Source organism: Pseudomonas umsongensis, from assembly GCF_012647205.1.
Classification (GTDB): Bacteria; Pseudomonadota; Gammaproteobacteria; order Pseudomonadales; family Pseudomonadaceae; genus Aquipseudomonas; species Aquipseudomonas umsongensis.
This window is the reverse complement of sequence record NZ_CP051487.1, coordinates 3,375,777-3,390,341: the sequence shown is the minus strand read 5'-3', so window position 1 is coordinate 3,390,341 and position 14,565 is coordinate 3,375,777. Positions and strand designations below refer to the sequence as shown.

General features: G+C 55.9%; 13 protein-coding genes and 1 pseudogene. 3 read left to right on the top strand and 11 right to left on the bottom strand.

Annotated elements, in window-relative coordinates; translation table 11 throughout:
- Positions 1-29: 29 nt before the first annotated feature.
- Entirely contained in the window at positions 30-1,196 is a 1,167-nt protein-coding gene (locus HGP31_RS15300) for an ATP-NAD kinase family protein (protein WP_168758107.1), read from the bottom strand.
- 160 nt (positions 1,197-1,356) lie between these two features.
- Here HGP31_RS15300 and HGP31_RS15295 point away from each other — a divergent pair, with 160 nt between their 5' ends.
- A complete protein-coding gene (locus HGP31_RS15295) occupies positions 1,357-1,941 on the top strand; it encodes a TetR/AcrR family transcriptional regulator (RefSeq protein ID WP_168758106.1) in 585 nt (194 codons plus the stop codon).
- 31 nt (positions 1,942-1,972) lie between these two features.
- On the top strand, positions 1,973-2,890 hold the full coding sequence (locus tag HGP31_RS15290; RefSeq protein WP_168758105.1) for a helix-turn-helix domain-containing protein: 918 nt from the start codon (positions 1,973-1,975) through the stop codon (positions 2,888-2,890).
- On the opposite strand, the gene HGP31_RS15285 is transcribed toward HGP31_RS15290, so the two are convergent.
- From HGP31_RS15285 to HGP31_RS15245, 9 genes and pseudogenes are all read right to left on the bottom strand, one after another.
- The gene (locus HGP31_RS15285) at positions 2,835-3,599 is read right to left on the bottom strand and encodes a cytochrome c oxidase assembly protein (RefSeq protein WP_168758104.1); all 765 of its coding nucleotides are present in this window, start codon (positions 3,597-3,599) and stop codon (positions 2,835-2,837) included. The genes HGP31_RS15290 and HGP31_RS15285 overlap by 56 nt on opposite strands.
- A 57-nt stretch (positions 3,600-3,656) precedes the next feature.
- Positions 3,657-5,633: a primary-amine oxidase gene (locus HGP31_RS15280; protein ID WP_168758103.1), complete on the bottom strand. Its 1,977-nt coding sequence runs from the start codon at positions 5,631-5,633 to the stop codon at positions 3,657-3,659.
- Between the two features lie 346 nt (positions 5,634-5,979).
- Positions 5,980-7,386, bottom strand: a complete 1,407-nt coding sequence (locus HGP31_RS15275; RefSeq protein WP_168758102.1) for an APC family permease — start codon at positions 7,384-7,386, stop codon at positions 5,980-5,982.
- A gap of 81 nt (positions 7,387-7,467) precedes the next feature.
- Positions 7,468-8,301 (bottom strand): SDR family oxidoreductase UcpA, encoded by an 834-nt coding sequence (gene ucpA, locus HGP31_RS15270; protein WP_240963484.1) that lies wholly within the window; start codon positions 8,299-8,301, stop codon positions 7,468-7,470.
- 42 nt (positions 8,302-8,343) lie between these two features.
- Positions 8,344-9,342, bottom strand: coding sequence for a helix-turn-helix domain-containing protein (locus HGP31_RS15265; RefSeq protein WP_017338335.1), 999 nt, complete (start codon positions 9,340-9,342; stop codon positions 8,344-8,346).
- Positions 9,343-9,613: 271 nt separating this feature from the next.
- A complete protein-coding gene (locus HGP31_RS15260; protein ID WP_168758101.1) occupies positions 9,614-9,763 on the bottom strand; it encodes a hypothetical protein in 150 nt (49 codons plus the stop codon).
- 67 nt (positions 9,764-9,830) lie between these two features.
- A pseudogene (locus HGP31_RS15255) lies at positions 9,831-10,090 on the bottom strand (SulP family inorganic anion transporter); the annotation flags it as partial.
- Between the two features lie 424 nt (positions 10,091-10,514).
- Positions 10,515-11,354, bottom strand: a complete 840-nt coding sequence (locus tag HGP31_RS15250; protein WP_168758100.1) for an NAD(P)-dependent oxidoreductase — start codon at positions 11,352-11,354, stop codon at positions 10,515-10,517.
- Between the two features lie 4 nt (positions 11,355-11,358).
- Complete coding sequence (locus tag HGP31_RS15245) at positions 11,359-12,270, bottom strand: SDR family NAD(P)-dependent oxidoreductase (protein ID WP_168758099.1); 912 nt, start codon at positions 12,268-12,270, stop codon at positions 11,359-11,361.
- A 275-nt stretch (positions 12,271-12,545) separates the two neighbouring features.
- On the opposite strand from HGP31_RS15245, the gene HGP31_RS15240 reads away from it, so the two are divergent.
- Positions 12,546-13,466 (top strand): LysR substrate-binding domain-containing protein, encoded by a 921-nt coding sequence (locus HGP31_RS15240; protein WP_168758098.1) that lies wholly within the window; start codon positions 12,546-12,548, stop codon positions 13,464-13,466.
- A 176-nt stretch (positions 13,467-13,642) separates the two neighbouring features.
- On the opposite strand, the gene HGP31_RS15235 is transcribed toward HGP31_RS15240, so the two are convergent.
- Complete coding sequence (locus HGP31_RS15235; protein WP_168758097.1) at positions 13,643-14,563, bottom strand: LysR family transcriptional regulator; 921 nt, start codon at positions 14,561-14,563, stop codon at positions 13,643-13,645.
- Positions 14,564-14,565 lie beyond the last annotated feature (2 nt).

The window sequence follows — 14,565 nt, the reverse complement described above, 5'->3', positions numbered from 1 at the left end:
TCCTCGTTTTTATCGGATGAAACAATTGATCAGGATCGAACCCTGAAGAAGACGGACCGGTCAGGCCCTGTGTGCACGCGTATGTGGCCGCTGAGCATGGCATCGACTTCGGCGTCACCCGTGTCGACGCGCAAGCAGCCGGTATCGAGGGAAAGGAGCTTGTCCATCGAGGTGATCACGATGATGTGTTCGCGCCCTGCCCGGCGAATGACCTCGGCGCTGATCTGCTGGTTGCCACGGCCGAACAAGCTGCCGTGACCGCCCAGAACGCCGACGATGATGCGTGTCTCGTACCCTTCCATCAGACGGATCAACGCGTGTTCATTGAGGTCGGCACCCACCAGCGCACCGTCCATGACCGCGTCTACGCCCAACAGCGTCGACGGCAGGCCGAGCTCGGTCATAATGCGTCGCGTGGTGGTGCCTGGCCCCAGCAGGTATAGGCAGCCGGGTTTCATGTCCCTGACAACCTGTCGGGACACGGCGTCGAGCGCCATGTTTTCGTTGGCCAAGGAACCGGCCTTGGCGTTTTGCGTCAGGTGACGTTGGTGCGGGCTGCGGGCGTAGCCATACAGCCGCGCCGACACCTGATCGTTGCGCATGGCAGCCTCGTCGATGTCCATGACCTCGGCTTCGCGAAAGCGCACCGACGAGTCGCAGGCAACGAAGCGTGCCGCAAGATGTCCAGCGTTCTGCGGATTGGTGCCGAACACGGCGGAATACATCTTCACACCCGTAGGGATACCGAGGATCGGTACACGATCACTGACCTTTTCCAGCACATCGCGCGCGGTGCCATCTCCGCCGGCGAACAAAAGCAGATCGACCGAGGCATGCGCCATGACGAGCGCGGCATTTCGGGTGTCATCGGGCCGGCTCGCTCCCGGCGACGACGTATAGACGACAATCGGGTCGAGACCGGCGGCGCGCGCGACATCTTCGCCCAGCTCACCCGAGCCGGTGATCAGCCGGAATGGCGTCGTCGAAGCCGCCAGACGCTTGAGCGCGATCAAGGCCCGATCGCTTGAAACGGGTTGCGCACCGCGGCGCCTTGCTTCCTGCAAAACCTCGACCCCGTCGGTGCCCTTTAGCCCCACGCGTCCGCCCATTCCGGCGACCGGGTTGAGGATAAATCCCAGGGTTTTCCCCTGACCTGCGGGGTGCAGTGAAATATCGGAATCGCGCTGTTCACGCATTGCTCGGTATCCTGTGCGAAATGGCGGGGCTCCCGAGGCTGAGAGCACACAGCTCAGACTCATTGCATACGCCTCGTATGTGATACACAATACGACATACGCGAAGTATGTCAACTTACATACGCAATGAATGTTAAATTCTTTATAGGGAACACGACCGATGGCGCAGAAGCGTGCGGACATGATTGCGGAGACTCGCGGCAAACTGATCAAGGCGGCGCGAGACGCATTTGCTGCGAAGGGATATGCGGAAAGTTCGATGGACGATTTCACCGCTCAAGCGGGTCTGACCCGGGGTGCGCTGTACCATCACTTTGGCGACAAAAAGGGCTTGCTACAGGCCGTCATCGCCCAGATAGATGGAGAAATGATGGAACGGTTGTCGGTCATTATCGAAGAGGCCAGCACAACCTGGGACGGCTTCATCGATGAGTCCATCGCCTACATCAAGATGTCCCTGGAACCTGAAATCCAGCGCATTCTCTTCCTCGACGGGCCAGCGGTACTGGGCGACCCGTCGCAATGGCCGAGCCAGAACGCGTGCATCCGAAGCACCCAACGCAGCATTCAAAAGCTGATTGACGAAGGAACGATCCGCGTGGTCGACACCGAAACGACGGCGCGCCTGATCATGGGTGCCCTGCTCGGCGCTTCCTTGTGGATTGCACATGCTGAGGATCCCCAGACCGCCTCTGAAAAAGCCGTCGAAAGTTTCCGGGCATTGGCGTCCGGATTGCTGCTGTAAGGACAAGCGACAGGCGTAACGGTGCCGCACGATGCACAGGCAGACTCAACACTTCGACGAAATCATCGAACACGCCGCATCACTGGCGCACTGGTCGCAACACTACGACAAGCTGACGCCCGGTGCTTTTCACGGTGCCCTGCAGGACGTGCAACTGAACGGCGTCCGATTGTTCCGTGAAACCCTGAGCAGCGCTGTTGCCCAGCACACGCACACGCCTGCCCAGTGCATAAACCTGCTGCTGCCGGTGAACCTGCCGAGTCAGCCCGACGTGGCGCCGAATCGAAGCCTTCTTGCCGACGGGCTGAACTTCCTGCCCTACGACGACGATTTTTTCTTCGTCACACCGCCGGACACTGACTACATTGTGGTTTCGTTAAATTGCCAGGTGCTTGAACAACTGTTGGTCGCTGAGGACGTTGAACTGTTCTACCGTCGACCCAGGGGTTACGGAATGAAGCTGTGCGCCGGGGGTCTACAAGGTGCCCAGGTTGCCATGACCGGCCTGCTTGATCAGCTCCAAACCCTTGACGACCTCAATGATCAAGCCCTTCAGAACTGCGTACTCGATACGCTGCTCGACGTGCTGGAGCCGCAAAACCCGGTGCGCTTACAGGGACTGGGCGGCAGCCACCAGCACATTGTCAAATACTGCCATGAGCGCGTGCTGCAAAGCCCTGCAGGGGAATCGCTGTCGATCCTGAACTTGTGCAGGGAGTTGAAGATCCCCCGCCGCACGCTGCATTACAGCTTCGAAAAAATCGCCGGCAGCTCGCCTCTGACGTATCTGCGCGCCGTCCGTTTGAATGCCGCCCAGCGCAGCCTTACCGAACACCCGGCCCCCAGCGTTGCCGATGTGGCGTACCGCTGGGGGTTCACCCATCAAAGCTATTTCAGCCAGGAGTACAAACGCCTGTTTGGCCATTCACCCTCGGCCCAACGGCGTTGATAGTCGGCCCAGGTTTGCGGTGCATAACACGATCGACCCACAGCAGAAGCAACGCCGACAGGCACATCAGCGCGCCCCCCAAAAACTGATCCAGTTGAGCACTCATGTTCCCGACACCGTGCATGTGCATCATCGAGTGACCGTGCATGGGATACAGAGGTGGACTGAGCAGCAGCATCACACCGACCAGCACTTGCGGTAGCGCCACCCCCAGGCTGAAGCTCCACTGCTTGCGCAAGGGAACATCCGCGCGCTGGCAATAACGCCCCATTACCCGGCACAACCACAACCCACTCACGGCCATGGCCCATTTCATCAGCGCATACAGCGTGGCATCGTCCATCAATCGTTGATGCAATTGCGGCAGCATCCATACGCCGCTCATTGCACCAAACGCAATCACCACCCAAATGCGCACCGCCCTCCCTTCCTTTGTGAAACCCGCTTCACTGGCCGGCTCCCGGGCGATGGCAAACAGTAAAAGGATCGGCGCCAGGTGATGAATCAAGGCGCTTTGCAGGCAGTGCAGCCAGACGCTGTGGCGCGCAGCGGCGTCCAGCGCCGGCTGCATGCCCAGCAAAAACACCAGCGCAGCACCGCCCAGCAACAACGGTTGACGCTTCCAACCCTTAGGCCCTCCGCTCACCCAGCAAACAAACACGGCTATCGGCAATAACTCCAGCCAGGCCCAACTCGAAAATCCAGACATGACAACCACCCTCGACCCAAGCGCAGAGCGCTTGGGCATTCATCGATAGAGACCTGATCAGGCGTTGTGTTTGCAGCAACTGGCCGGCTGACCGTCCTGGACACTGGCTTGGTCCCTGCTCGCCGGCAAGTCCATGGCCGGGTTGCCGTTGAAGAAGTTATTGGGCTTGAGTTTGAACCCAACGTATTCCACCGGCATCACCGGGAAATCCTCCGGTTTGCAGATGTGGGTATGGCCAAAGGTGTGCCATACCACCAGATCCTGGTTCTGGATCTCGCGGTTGTTCTGCGTGTACAGCGGGAGGCCGTCACCCCGATGCTGGTTGGGGTAATCGCCGGAGCCGTAACGCTCGCCGGGCGCGTAAGGCGTCACCCACAGGTGCTTGCTGGCAAACCCTGCACGTCGACCAAACGAGCTGTCGGGTTGGGCGAGCATGACCGGATTGTGCTCGGCCATCAGCTTGTAGCCGGGGTGATTGCCGACGGCGTTCTTGACGTTCGGATTGATGATTTTCCAGAAGCGCCCGGTCTGGCCGTTGGCCTCACGGGCGGCGTCCAGCTCATGGGTAAACGTGGTGGTCACACTGTCGAAGACGTTGCCCCAGGTATTTCCCTCGCCTTGCGGGCGCGACTGGAAATTGGTTTCGGTCACAGAGTTGTGCTCGCCATCCACCATCATGTGCAAACGCGCACTGAAAAAATGCTGGTGGGTCGGACCATAGAACTCGGGTGTGACCATGCCGCCCCCGCTGGCGGGGCGTTGACCGGGAGCTAACGCGGCGGTCTGGATGATCCCGGTCAGCTTGGCTTCGAGTTGAATCGTACCGTCCTGATAGAGGTACCAGAAAAACCCGTAGTCGTAGTTGGCCACGGTGCAGAAGAAGCTGATCACCAGGCGCCCGGAGCGACGCATTTCGAACACACCGGTACGAAACTCATAGTGTTTCCAAAGCGTGCCGTAATCTTCCTCGTGCATGCAGATAGCATTCTTCATGACAAAAGGTTCGCCCTGATCATTGACCGAAGGCACATCGAAATAACGAATCGCCCCCAGGCAATCACAGCCCAGCTCCAGTTGGTTGGCCAGACGACCGAGCCCGTATTCGCCGCCATCGAACGCGCATTTCCAGTAATGATTGAGCTCGTTGTCCGAATAGGGAACGCCCATGTCGGTGACACTGGCGCGATAGAGGATCGGGCGCACGACGTCACCGTCCTTGTAGCCCAGTTGGTGCAGAACCAGCCCTTCGCGCGGCGTGAAGCCGACGCGGAACTCCCAGTTCTGCCAACTCACTTTCCAGTCATCGACAGTGAAGCTCACGCCCTCGGGCTGCGTGATGTGCAACGGTTTGAGTCCGTCACGCGGCTGGCCCAGGGACGCGGAATCGTAGTTGATCGTGGCTTTGGGAATCGGCGTCAGACGACCGTCGTCCAACAGCTCGATGACCTCGCCTTTGTTCAGGTCGATGATAGCAACCAGTCCTTCGATCGGGTGGGCGTAGCCGTTGTCGGTCAGCTTGTCACGGTAGAACGCGACACCGCGCATCAACCGCTTGCCCTGATAACGTTCATCATCGCCGAAATGCCCGAATGACCAGGGATCGATCTGTACGTTTTCAATATCGGCATCGGTGAGGCCCCGGCGCTTGACAGCCGCACGCCACTCGGGGTCGTTTTGCACAGCTTCCACGCACAGGTCGAACTCCTCAATCATGATCGGTGCATGACCCTGGGTTTCAATGTCGACCGCTTGCCAATCGACAAGGGTTTGGCTGTTCAAATCAACCAGCGCTTCGAAGGTGTTGCCCGTCAATTTGTCCAGCACCAAGGCAAATGCACGCCTGGAAAATGCCTGGCCTGGCACATGGGCCAATACCTCACGCTTATCCGGCTCGGCGAGATGCAGGTACGGGAAGCGGCATTTGTCGTGAAGGTTTTTTTCCCGTTTCAGGATGCCGCTCGCCAAAGCAAGCTCCTCTAGCGAAAGCGGGTCAAGCGGGTGGGTCGCGGTGGTTATTTTAAGATTAACGTTCATGCTTCGTACTCTTCCAGTCAAATGTACTTTTGGGTTTAAAGGCATTCGGATGATGAAGAAACTGCAGCACTGCGGTAAGTCGGCCTATAAAGGCTACGACCAACTACCGCAGGCGCATTAACACAAATTGGCAGAAACATAGCGGGCACTCGCCAAACTAAAAGAGCTGGCATGTTTCTGGCTTTTTAATCGCTCAAGGCACAGCGGATAAGTGATCCGGCAACGCTGCGGTCAGGTCGGCAACCCTCCTGCGCGTTCCAGTTATCCAGACTTTAGTCATCACTTTGCACTATCAAAGAGCAACCTGCACTAATGCGGTGCTTACAGCGTCCGACGGACTGTTGAATTAATTGTTCTTTGAATGGCCTTTAATCACGCCGTAAAAGAACAGCACCACCAGAAGTAATGGCGTTCCGTTCACCCAAGCAGATTCACTGCCGGTCAGCAGCCCGTAGTTCTCATAGATCAAGTAAACCGCCACGCTAAGCCCCGCCAGTGCAACCAGTGGGCTGACCAAGACTTTGAGATACTTGCGAGAGCTGACTTTCTTGAAATGGGCAACCACCGCCAGCGAAATGAATGCCTGAAGCCCGATGAGCCCAATCGTTCCCAAAGCCAGCGTCACCGGGAAAAGGAAGACAAACGCGTCGTAACCCAGCGACGATGGGACGGCGATGCAGACTGCAACCAACACCGTTACTAGAAGACTCGCATTGGCCGGGGAGTTTTTTTGCGGATGAATGTTCGATAGCACACGCGGCAAATGTTTATCTTTGGCCAGCACATGCACGTAGCGAGTGGCCGCGTTGTGCAGCGACAACAAACAGGCGAAATTGCTGGTGCACAGCATGATCGAAACAAGGGTGGCCGTTGTGCCTCCCAGGCGTGTCGAGAACAGGTTGATGATCAGTTCGCCTTGCGCCGATGCCGCTTCGCCCTTGATCGCTTCTACCCCGATGCCACCTACAATCAGCCAGATAATCACAAAGTAAGCGACAGCCACCAAAGCTACTGCGAGACGCGTGGCACCCGGAATGGATTTTTCCGGCCGCTTGGCTTCCATCGCATACAGCGCTGCGGACTCGACACCGAGGAACGCTGCCAGCGCGACCATCATTCCGACCCCGAGGCCGGGCGACGTTATTGCATCAATCGATACCGCTTCAACTGGAAACGCAGCGAGGCCTTTATCCATGAAAATGGAGATACCGAGCAGAAACAGCATGAAGAACTCAGCAAGCACCAATGGCACCAGGATCTTCGCGGCAAAATCAATGTTCTCCCGGCCTAGATAAGACGCCAGCGCCATGAGCAACAATGTCCATGACGTCCAGCCAATATCCACGCCAAATGTTTGCAAGGTCAAATTGGTGTAGTAGCCCGACACAATGGCCAGGGCAATGGTAATTGCCAGGTAGGACGCCAATGCTACCCATGCCGCGCCCGCGCCAACTCGCGGACCAAACACCACTGATAGATACTTGTAAAACGCGCCAGCACCCGGGATCGCGCGAATTAACTCGCCATAGCCGACCGAGAAACAAACCATCAAGAATCCGGCCAGCAAAAATGTTCCGGCCAGCCCCGGACCGTTGCCGAGTTGAAAGCCGATGGGCGCGGCTGTGAGAACAGCGCCCAAAGGTGCGGCGGCGGCAATCACTAACAATGCGATCTGATAAGTACCCAGGTTGCCCTTCAGCTTTTCACTGACTATAGGCGCCTCTTCATGCAGGGATTCGGTTAGCTCTGTCATCACAAAAGCTCCACTCTTTTATTGTTATGGATCACGCCAATGGGTCGATGCAGTAGCGTCCTTGCTGAAAACTCACGTGGGTTACATCCCGATGCTGACTGTCTCAGGCAGCGTGCTGGCACCATCGATCACGATTTGCGCACCGTTGATGTAACTGGACTCGTCGGACGCGAGGAATGCCGACAACTCACCGACTTCATCGGGCCTGCCCAGGCGTTTCATGGGAATGGCTGTGGCCAGTTCATCAAGAACCGACTTCGGATCGTCCGGATTGACTTGCCTGGCGACCTGCTCCGCCATCGGTGTCCATATGAAGCCCGGGCAAATGGCATTGACCCGAATGTGATGGGGAGCCATTTCCACCGCCAGCGCCTTGGTGAAGCCAATCAGCGCGGACTTGGACAAGGCATAGGCCACCTCACCCGGATCGGCCGTCAGGTCACCGGTGACGGACGACATGACGACCACCGCACCGCCGCCGGAGTTGATCATGTGCGGCAGAACCGCCCGGGCGGTATGCCATGCACCTTTGACGTTAACGTTGATGTGCAAGTCGAGATCGGCATCGCTGGAATCCAGAAACTTCGCCAGTCGGCAAACGCCGGCATTGCAGACCAGCGCATTCAAGCGGCCAAAACGCTGCATGCCTTTTTCGGCAATCAGGCGCATGGCCTGCGGATCGGTCACATCACCGACGTGCGCAAGTACCTCCACGCCGTAGGTATTTTTAATCTCTGCTGCCACTTCATGGATTGACTCATCAAGATCAACCAGGATCAAGCTGGCCCCATATTTTGCGTAGATGCTGGCATGAGATTTCCCCATTCCTTTTGAAGCCCCGGTAATCAAGGCCACTTTCCCGTTCAACTTACTCATGATGTCCTCCGGTTTTTTTGAACAAAAAAATCCCGTCATGCCCGGGTCGTGTCCCCGGGCATGCTGTTTCACAATCAGGTATTAAGTAATTACCGTCGAACGATGGTTTTTAAGTGTTTCCGACGGCCGTTCGCCAAACAGATGTTTGTAGTAGACGCTGAACATGCCCATATGCCAGAAGCCCCAATTGGCGGCCACTTCACTAATCAAGGTTGGCTTATCGCTGGAGACAAGTTCTGCCCTGACGCCGTTCAAACGTATGTAGCGCAGATAAGTCACGGGGCTGATCCCCAAGACTTTGTTGAAGGCATAATGCAGCGAACGATGACTGGTGCGCAGCCCCTCACACAAATCTGTCACCGTTAACGCTTCACTTTTTCTTGAAAGAATATAATTGCGTGCACTGTCTACAACATGGCGATGAATGAACTGCTCTGCGTGAGATTTCTTCGAAACGGGCAAGTCTGCTGTCATGCCAAGGAGCAATTGCATGATGTCGAAGGTGAGTTGTTTTTTGGCTGACGCCGATTCGAGAATTGAAGGATTGTCCTCGACGGCACGGAAAAAGTTATCAAAGCCTTGCCGGAAGGCTGCACATTTTTCGGGCGCCAGTGCACTGACTTCCTTGGTCAGCGCGATGACACTCTTGTCATCAAACTCATCATCAAGCGAGTATTTCCTGAAGGCTTCAACATCGACGGATGCACCATAAATATCCGAATAGCCGGGGGTCTTGAATTTGAGTTCGGAATCCGGCCGGAGAAAGAACACGGAATCAATGCAATCTAGCTCTTTACCGCACCAGTAACCGTGGCCGCGCAACGCGATGGGAATGCCCAAGGCAAACTTGCCAGGCAGGGTTTGCCCATGTTGATCCACCGCTTGATTCATCACCTCACGGAAAATCTGCACCACACCCACGGAAATTTCAGTGACCGAACCTGCGAATTGCCCCGGGCTTATCTGCAGATACTCTTGCTGCCACTCCGACAAAGAGTTCGCCAGCACATTGGCGTCGGTGACAGAAACGCTCTGTAATCCTGCTTGCTGAGATTTTTGCTGGACCGGTTGCGATCTCATGGCATATCTCCTGGGCGCATCAGTGTTCTTTTTATTATTCGAATGGCGGCTTTACCGACTATCGAGCCTGTGCCTCGCGTCCTATGCTCAATGGCTACAGTTTCAAATTTACACGATGCTTATTGAGCCGGGGGGCAAGGGGCCCGAGATTGCGCATTTTTTTGATAGCCACGTCATCCTGTAGCAACGGCGGCACCACTCACTGCCCCCTCGTTCTCCCAATCCGCCAGATCAACCGGATGACTCTGCACATAACTGCCAACGGCATCGTCTAGCGTGGGAAAATCCGTACCTTCCCCAGTAACGTGTAAAACTCGAATCGCTTGAACTCACCTTGACTGGGGTCTTTCATCTCGGTCACGCACAATGTGATGCCCGCTGCGCGCTGGGTTTCCTCCACTTCGACCAGAATGTCGGCCAAGCTCACATCCAACAGCGGCTTCGGCCGCGGGCGTGCGTTACGAACTGCAGTTGATCGCAAAACCTTAGAAAAAACCGGCGGCCAGGTTGACTACGCCTGGCCGGCCATTTCCTGGTTGGGATCCACGTAGGTTCTGGTCCGCGCCGCGTAGACGCGAGACAGTAGGTCGGTGTCGGCGAAAGAAACCAGCGCCACGGCGCAACCGACAATCAGCATGGGAACGATATTGGCGTTGGTATTCCAAGAGATGGTAAATCCCGGCATCCCTTGTGGGAGAGAGTCGAGGACCGACAGCCCGGAGCTTGCTGCAAGGTTCGGCACAGCCAAGCCAGACTTCTTTCTCCCAAGGCATCTCTTGGCTCAATTTTGCAGTTGCTGAACGTCATCTATGGGTCGATTCTGTTGAAAAAGTCGGTCCTTCCAGACTGCGCTCGCACTGATAGCTGAAAATGCCTTTTATTCGCGCAGCTACGCGAAATCTGAGCCCGGAATCCTCTCCTCTAAATGAAGATTTCAATCTCAAGCGCGTACTTTACTGCCGTGGAAACCATGGCCGACTTTTTCAACAGGATCGGTCGATAACTGCCTGTTGTGTAGGGCAGAAACCGGCCAGCAGCGGGCATTCGCCAACAACCTGAACACTTTCGATGCCCAGGTGCCCAGAGCGCTAGGTTCAGGGCACCCGCGCAGCCGGCAGCCTGCACCTTGTTTACGCCAGCTGACATCGATAAGAGTTTCTGATTGGCGGGCTTCAGACGGCGAGCTGTCCTACCAACTCCACTAGTCCATCAGCACCTGCAAGGCAGCGGTCACGCATGACTTGGGGATTCAAACCAGCGTCAAGAATAGCGTCGGCAAAATGCTCTATGTCTTTGTGCATAAGTCCCTGAAGATGCGGAGCAATATCTGCGGTGATCTCGTTATTGATCGCTCGCAAAACTGTGCTCGAACCGCTGCTCATAGCAATGACCTCATGCAGCTGTACCAAGTCCATCCCTACAGATTTACCCAAGCTGAAGACATCCACTGCGTTCTTCAAATTGGACATGGTCAAGGCGTTATTCAGTAGCTTCGTCATCTGGCCGGCGCCTGACGGTCCTAACAGGGAAACTCTTCGGGAAAAAGTCTCGAAGACTGCACGCACTTTGGAAAAAGTCTGCGACTCACCACCCACCATAGTGGTCAACGTACGAGCCAGCGCGCCTGGTCTTCCTCCGCTTACAGGAGCATCAAGGTACGGGATTCCCCGCTGTTGAAGTTCAGCAGCCAGACGGCGACTTTCTCCCGGGTCTCCGGTGCCATGGTTTACAAGAACGGCGCCGGGCTTCAGCCCATGCCGAAGCCCGCTGTCCAGGAGACTGACGATATCTTTGTCGTCGGTGAGGCATAGACAGACAACATCACAATTCTCGGCAAGCGTCTGAACCGTTTTCTCAACGATGTGAGGAGCCCCTGCCAAGGCTTCCAATGAATGGGGGCGACGAGCCCAAATGTGCAGCTCAAATCCAGACTCGGCGATTGCTTGAGCCATCGGACCTCCTTGGTCACCGAGCCCGATGAAGCCTACCTTCAAGGTTGTTTTTTTGGACATAACCTCACCCAATCATCCGCGTGGCAACTTCCCACAACCGCTGCGCGTTATCTGGGTCAACGGCGTAGGGTGCCACGCCTGTGTAATCGGCAGGACGCTTGGTGACCACCAACGCTTCATTACAGTCCTCGAAATAACGACCACCAATGCCTTCCAACAGTGGAGACGCCGCCAGTAATACAGATGTCGCTGCACCCTGTTGCACGTTCTTCTGACGTTCAATTGGGGTCTTGAGCGCACCGGTGTGCTTCTGAAGGTTGGTTGCGATTGCCCCAGGGTTCAAAGCGTTCGCGAAAATGCCTTGCTCCGCCCAGCGGCGGGTGGTTTCTACGGCAATGAGTGCGCATGCCGACTTGGCCTGGGCATATGATGCGAAAGCATCGTATGTGCGGAAGTCGAAATTGATGTCATCGAAAACCACTGGCCCTAATAGATTAGCGTTTGAACTCAGCGATACAATTCGCGCACCTTCAGCTTTGATCAGGGCGTCTTGCAAGCCAAGCACGAGCGCAAAATGACCGAGAAAGTTGGTTGCAAATTGCATTTCCCAACCCTGTGATGTCAGCTCCCTCTCAGGAACGGCCATGATCCCTGCGTTATTGACCAGGATATCAAGTGGCTCTGACCAAGACACAGCAAACGATTTCACAGAGGACAGATCCGCCAGATCGATTGAGCGGATTTCAACGGTGCCCCTGCCCCCAGAGCGCAGTTCGGCAGCAACCGATTCCGCCGCTTCCGGACGCCGTACTGCAAGCGTCACGTCTGCGCCGGCATTGACCAATGCGCGCGCTGTCTCAATACCGATACCAGAGGCTCCGCCGGTTACGATCGCCCGTTTACCAGTGAGATCGACCCCTTCAATGATCTCTTGTGCAGTTGAATGAAACCCGAACGGTGTAGTGATACGCGTCATGAATTATTGCTCGCATGTTTAATGGCCGCTGAGTCGAACTGACTTGCGGGATCACCGGATGACCGGCGGATGAAGATGCCTTCAACTCCAAGCGGCAACTGCACCGGGTACCGAGCCGGATCGTGCTGAGCCGAATCAAATCCCTGAATGCTCTGGATGCCAACATCCCCCTATGAAATCCGATCCGCGCAAAGTTGCTGTGGACCAAGATAAGCCTCAGCACTGTCGCAAACAATCGGGCTAATATTGGATGAACTGATGCAGGAATTAGCACAATGCAGAAATCCGGGCTGCTCGAACTTAACGCCGTGGTCGCAGTTTCTACTCATCGCAGCTTTCGTCGTGCGGCCGTGGAATTGGGAATGTCGCCATCAGCACTCAGTCATGCGATCGCTGCACTGGAGAAACGCCTTGGCGTGAGGTTGTTCCACAGAACCACGCGAAGTGTTTCTCTGTCTGAAGCCGGGGAGCAATTTCTGATTCGTGTGCAGCCCGCTCTGCGTGATATTTCCGCGGCTATGGAGGCGGTAAGCGAATTCCGCGATACACCGGCGGGAACCCTTCGTCTGAACACCTCCGAAGGTGCTGCGCAAATGGTGCTGACTCCAGTGGTACTGGAGTACCTAAGGCGTTATCCAGACATGCGGGTAGACATCGTTACCGATAGAAGTCTGGTTGACATCGTTGCTGGTGGATTCGACGCCGGCATACGGTTGGCGGAAAGCGTTCCGCAGGACATGATTGCCATTGCGATCACTCCCCCACTCCGCTTTGCAGTGGTCGGTTCCCCTCAATACTTCGCGAAATGCAAAAAACCAAAGGTTCCGGCAGATCTCCTCGTACATAACTGCATACGCGTGCGCTTCCCCAGCGGCACGATCTACAAATGGGAATTCGAGAAGCGCGGTGAAGAGCAAGCAGTAGACGTCAGCGGATCGTTGACGCTCGACAGCCACCACCTGATGTTAGAGGCGGCTTTGCAAGGCGCCGGTATCGCCTGGACTAATGATTTCGCCGCTTCTGCCCATATAGCGTCAGGAAGCCTTATCCGCGTATTGGAGGACTGGACTCCTTCGTACCCGGGGCTGCGCCTTTACTATCCTGCGAATCGCCATATGCCAGCGGGACTCAGGGCTTTCGTCAACATCGTCCGTGAGATTGTGTCGCAGACCTCAAACATGAAAAAGAGAGGCTGAGCTTTTACACTCAAGTTGGGGGCTCTACCCCATCTACCTGCCTTCGCATTAACGTGCGAGGAGTTTTTAGCGAAGGTGATACTGCCTGTGCTTTATATCCATCGGAGGATCCAGTGAATTCGATCTTGATCTTGTAGCGAAGCGGAATTGTGGCGTGTGCTCAAATGGAGTAGGCGTCAATCGGCACGAAAGTGTTGGCAGAGCGATTGTTGAAAATGCTCCAACAGAAAGTCGACGAACACCCGGGTTTTGGCCGGCAAAGATTTTTTGGAGGAGTAGTAAATCGAGACAACGCCTAGATCCACATACCAATCTGGCAACAGTCGAACCAGCTCACCGCGCTGCAACCTGGGCCACGCGCGATCCAAGGGTAGCAGTGCGACACCTAAACCCATCACGGCACAGCTGCATAGCGCTTCCGGGTCGTTCATGATCGCAGCTGGTTTCAGGTTAAGATCGAACCGTCCCTCTTCAGAATCACGAAGCGTCCAGCTCAGCAAACGCCCTGAGTTTGTCGAACGCATCACGATGCCATCTACCCCCTGCAAATCGCTGGGCGTAGTGGGTAGCGGTTTACCCTCAAGCCATGACGGAGCTGCGACAGCCACGAGATGAAGTTTGGACAACTCGCGCGCGATGACGCCAGGTGACAGTTCCATTCCACCACCGATAGCGACGTCAAAACCTTCACCGATCAAATCTACGCGTCGGATTTCCAAGTGCCAATCCGGTACCACAGCGGGGTAACGCTGCTTAAAAGTCTTGAGCAATGGCAATACATAATCATAAGCGAGTGATGGGGCCAAATTGACCCGCAATCGCCCTTCGGGGACTTCTCGGGCATCACCTATTTGAGCGATGGCATCCTGGATAGTCTCAAGACCTTGGGAGACCTGTTGATAGAACAACTCTCCCGCCTCGGTAAGGGTGAGGCTTCGGGTGCTGCGTTGGAACAAGCGAGTCCCCAAGTTGGCTTCAAGACGAGCCACGTTTTTACTCACGGCAGCAGAGGAAACCCCCATCCGCCGTGCGGCTTCGGAAAAGCTGCTGGCTTCCGCGGCACGGACGAAGGATTCGAGATTACCTAGGGTTTCCATAT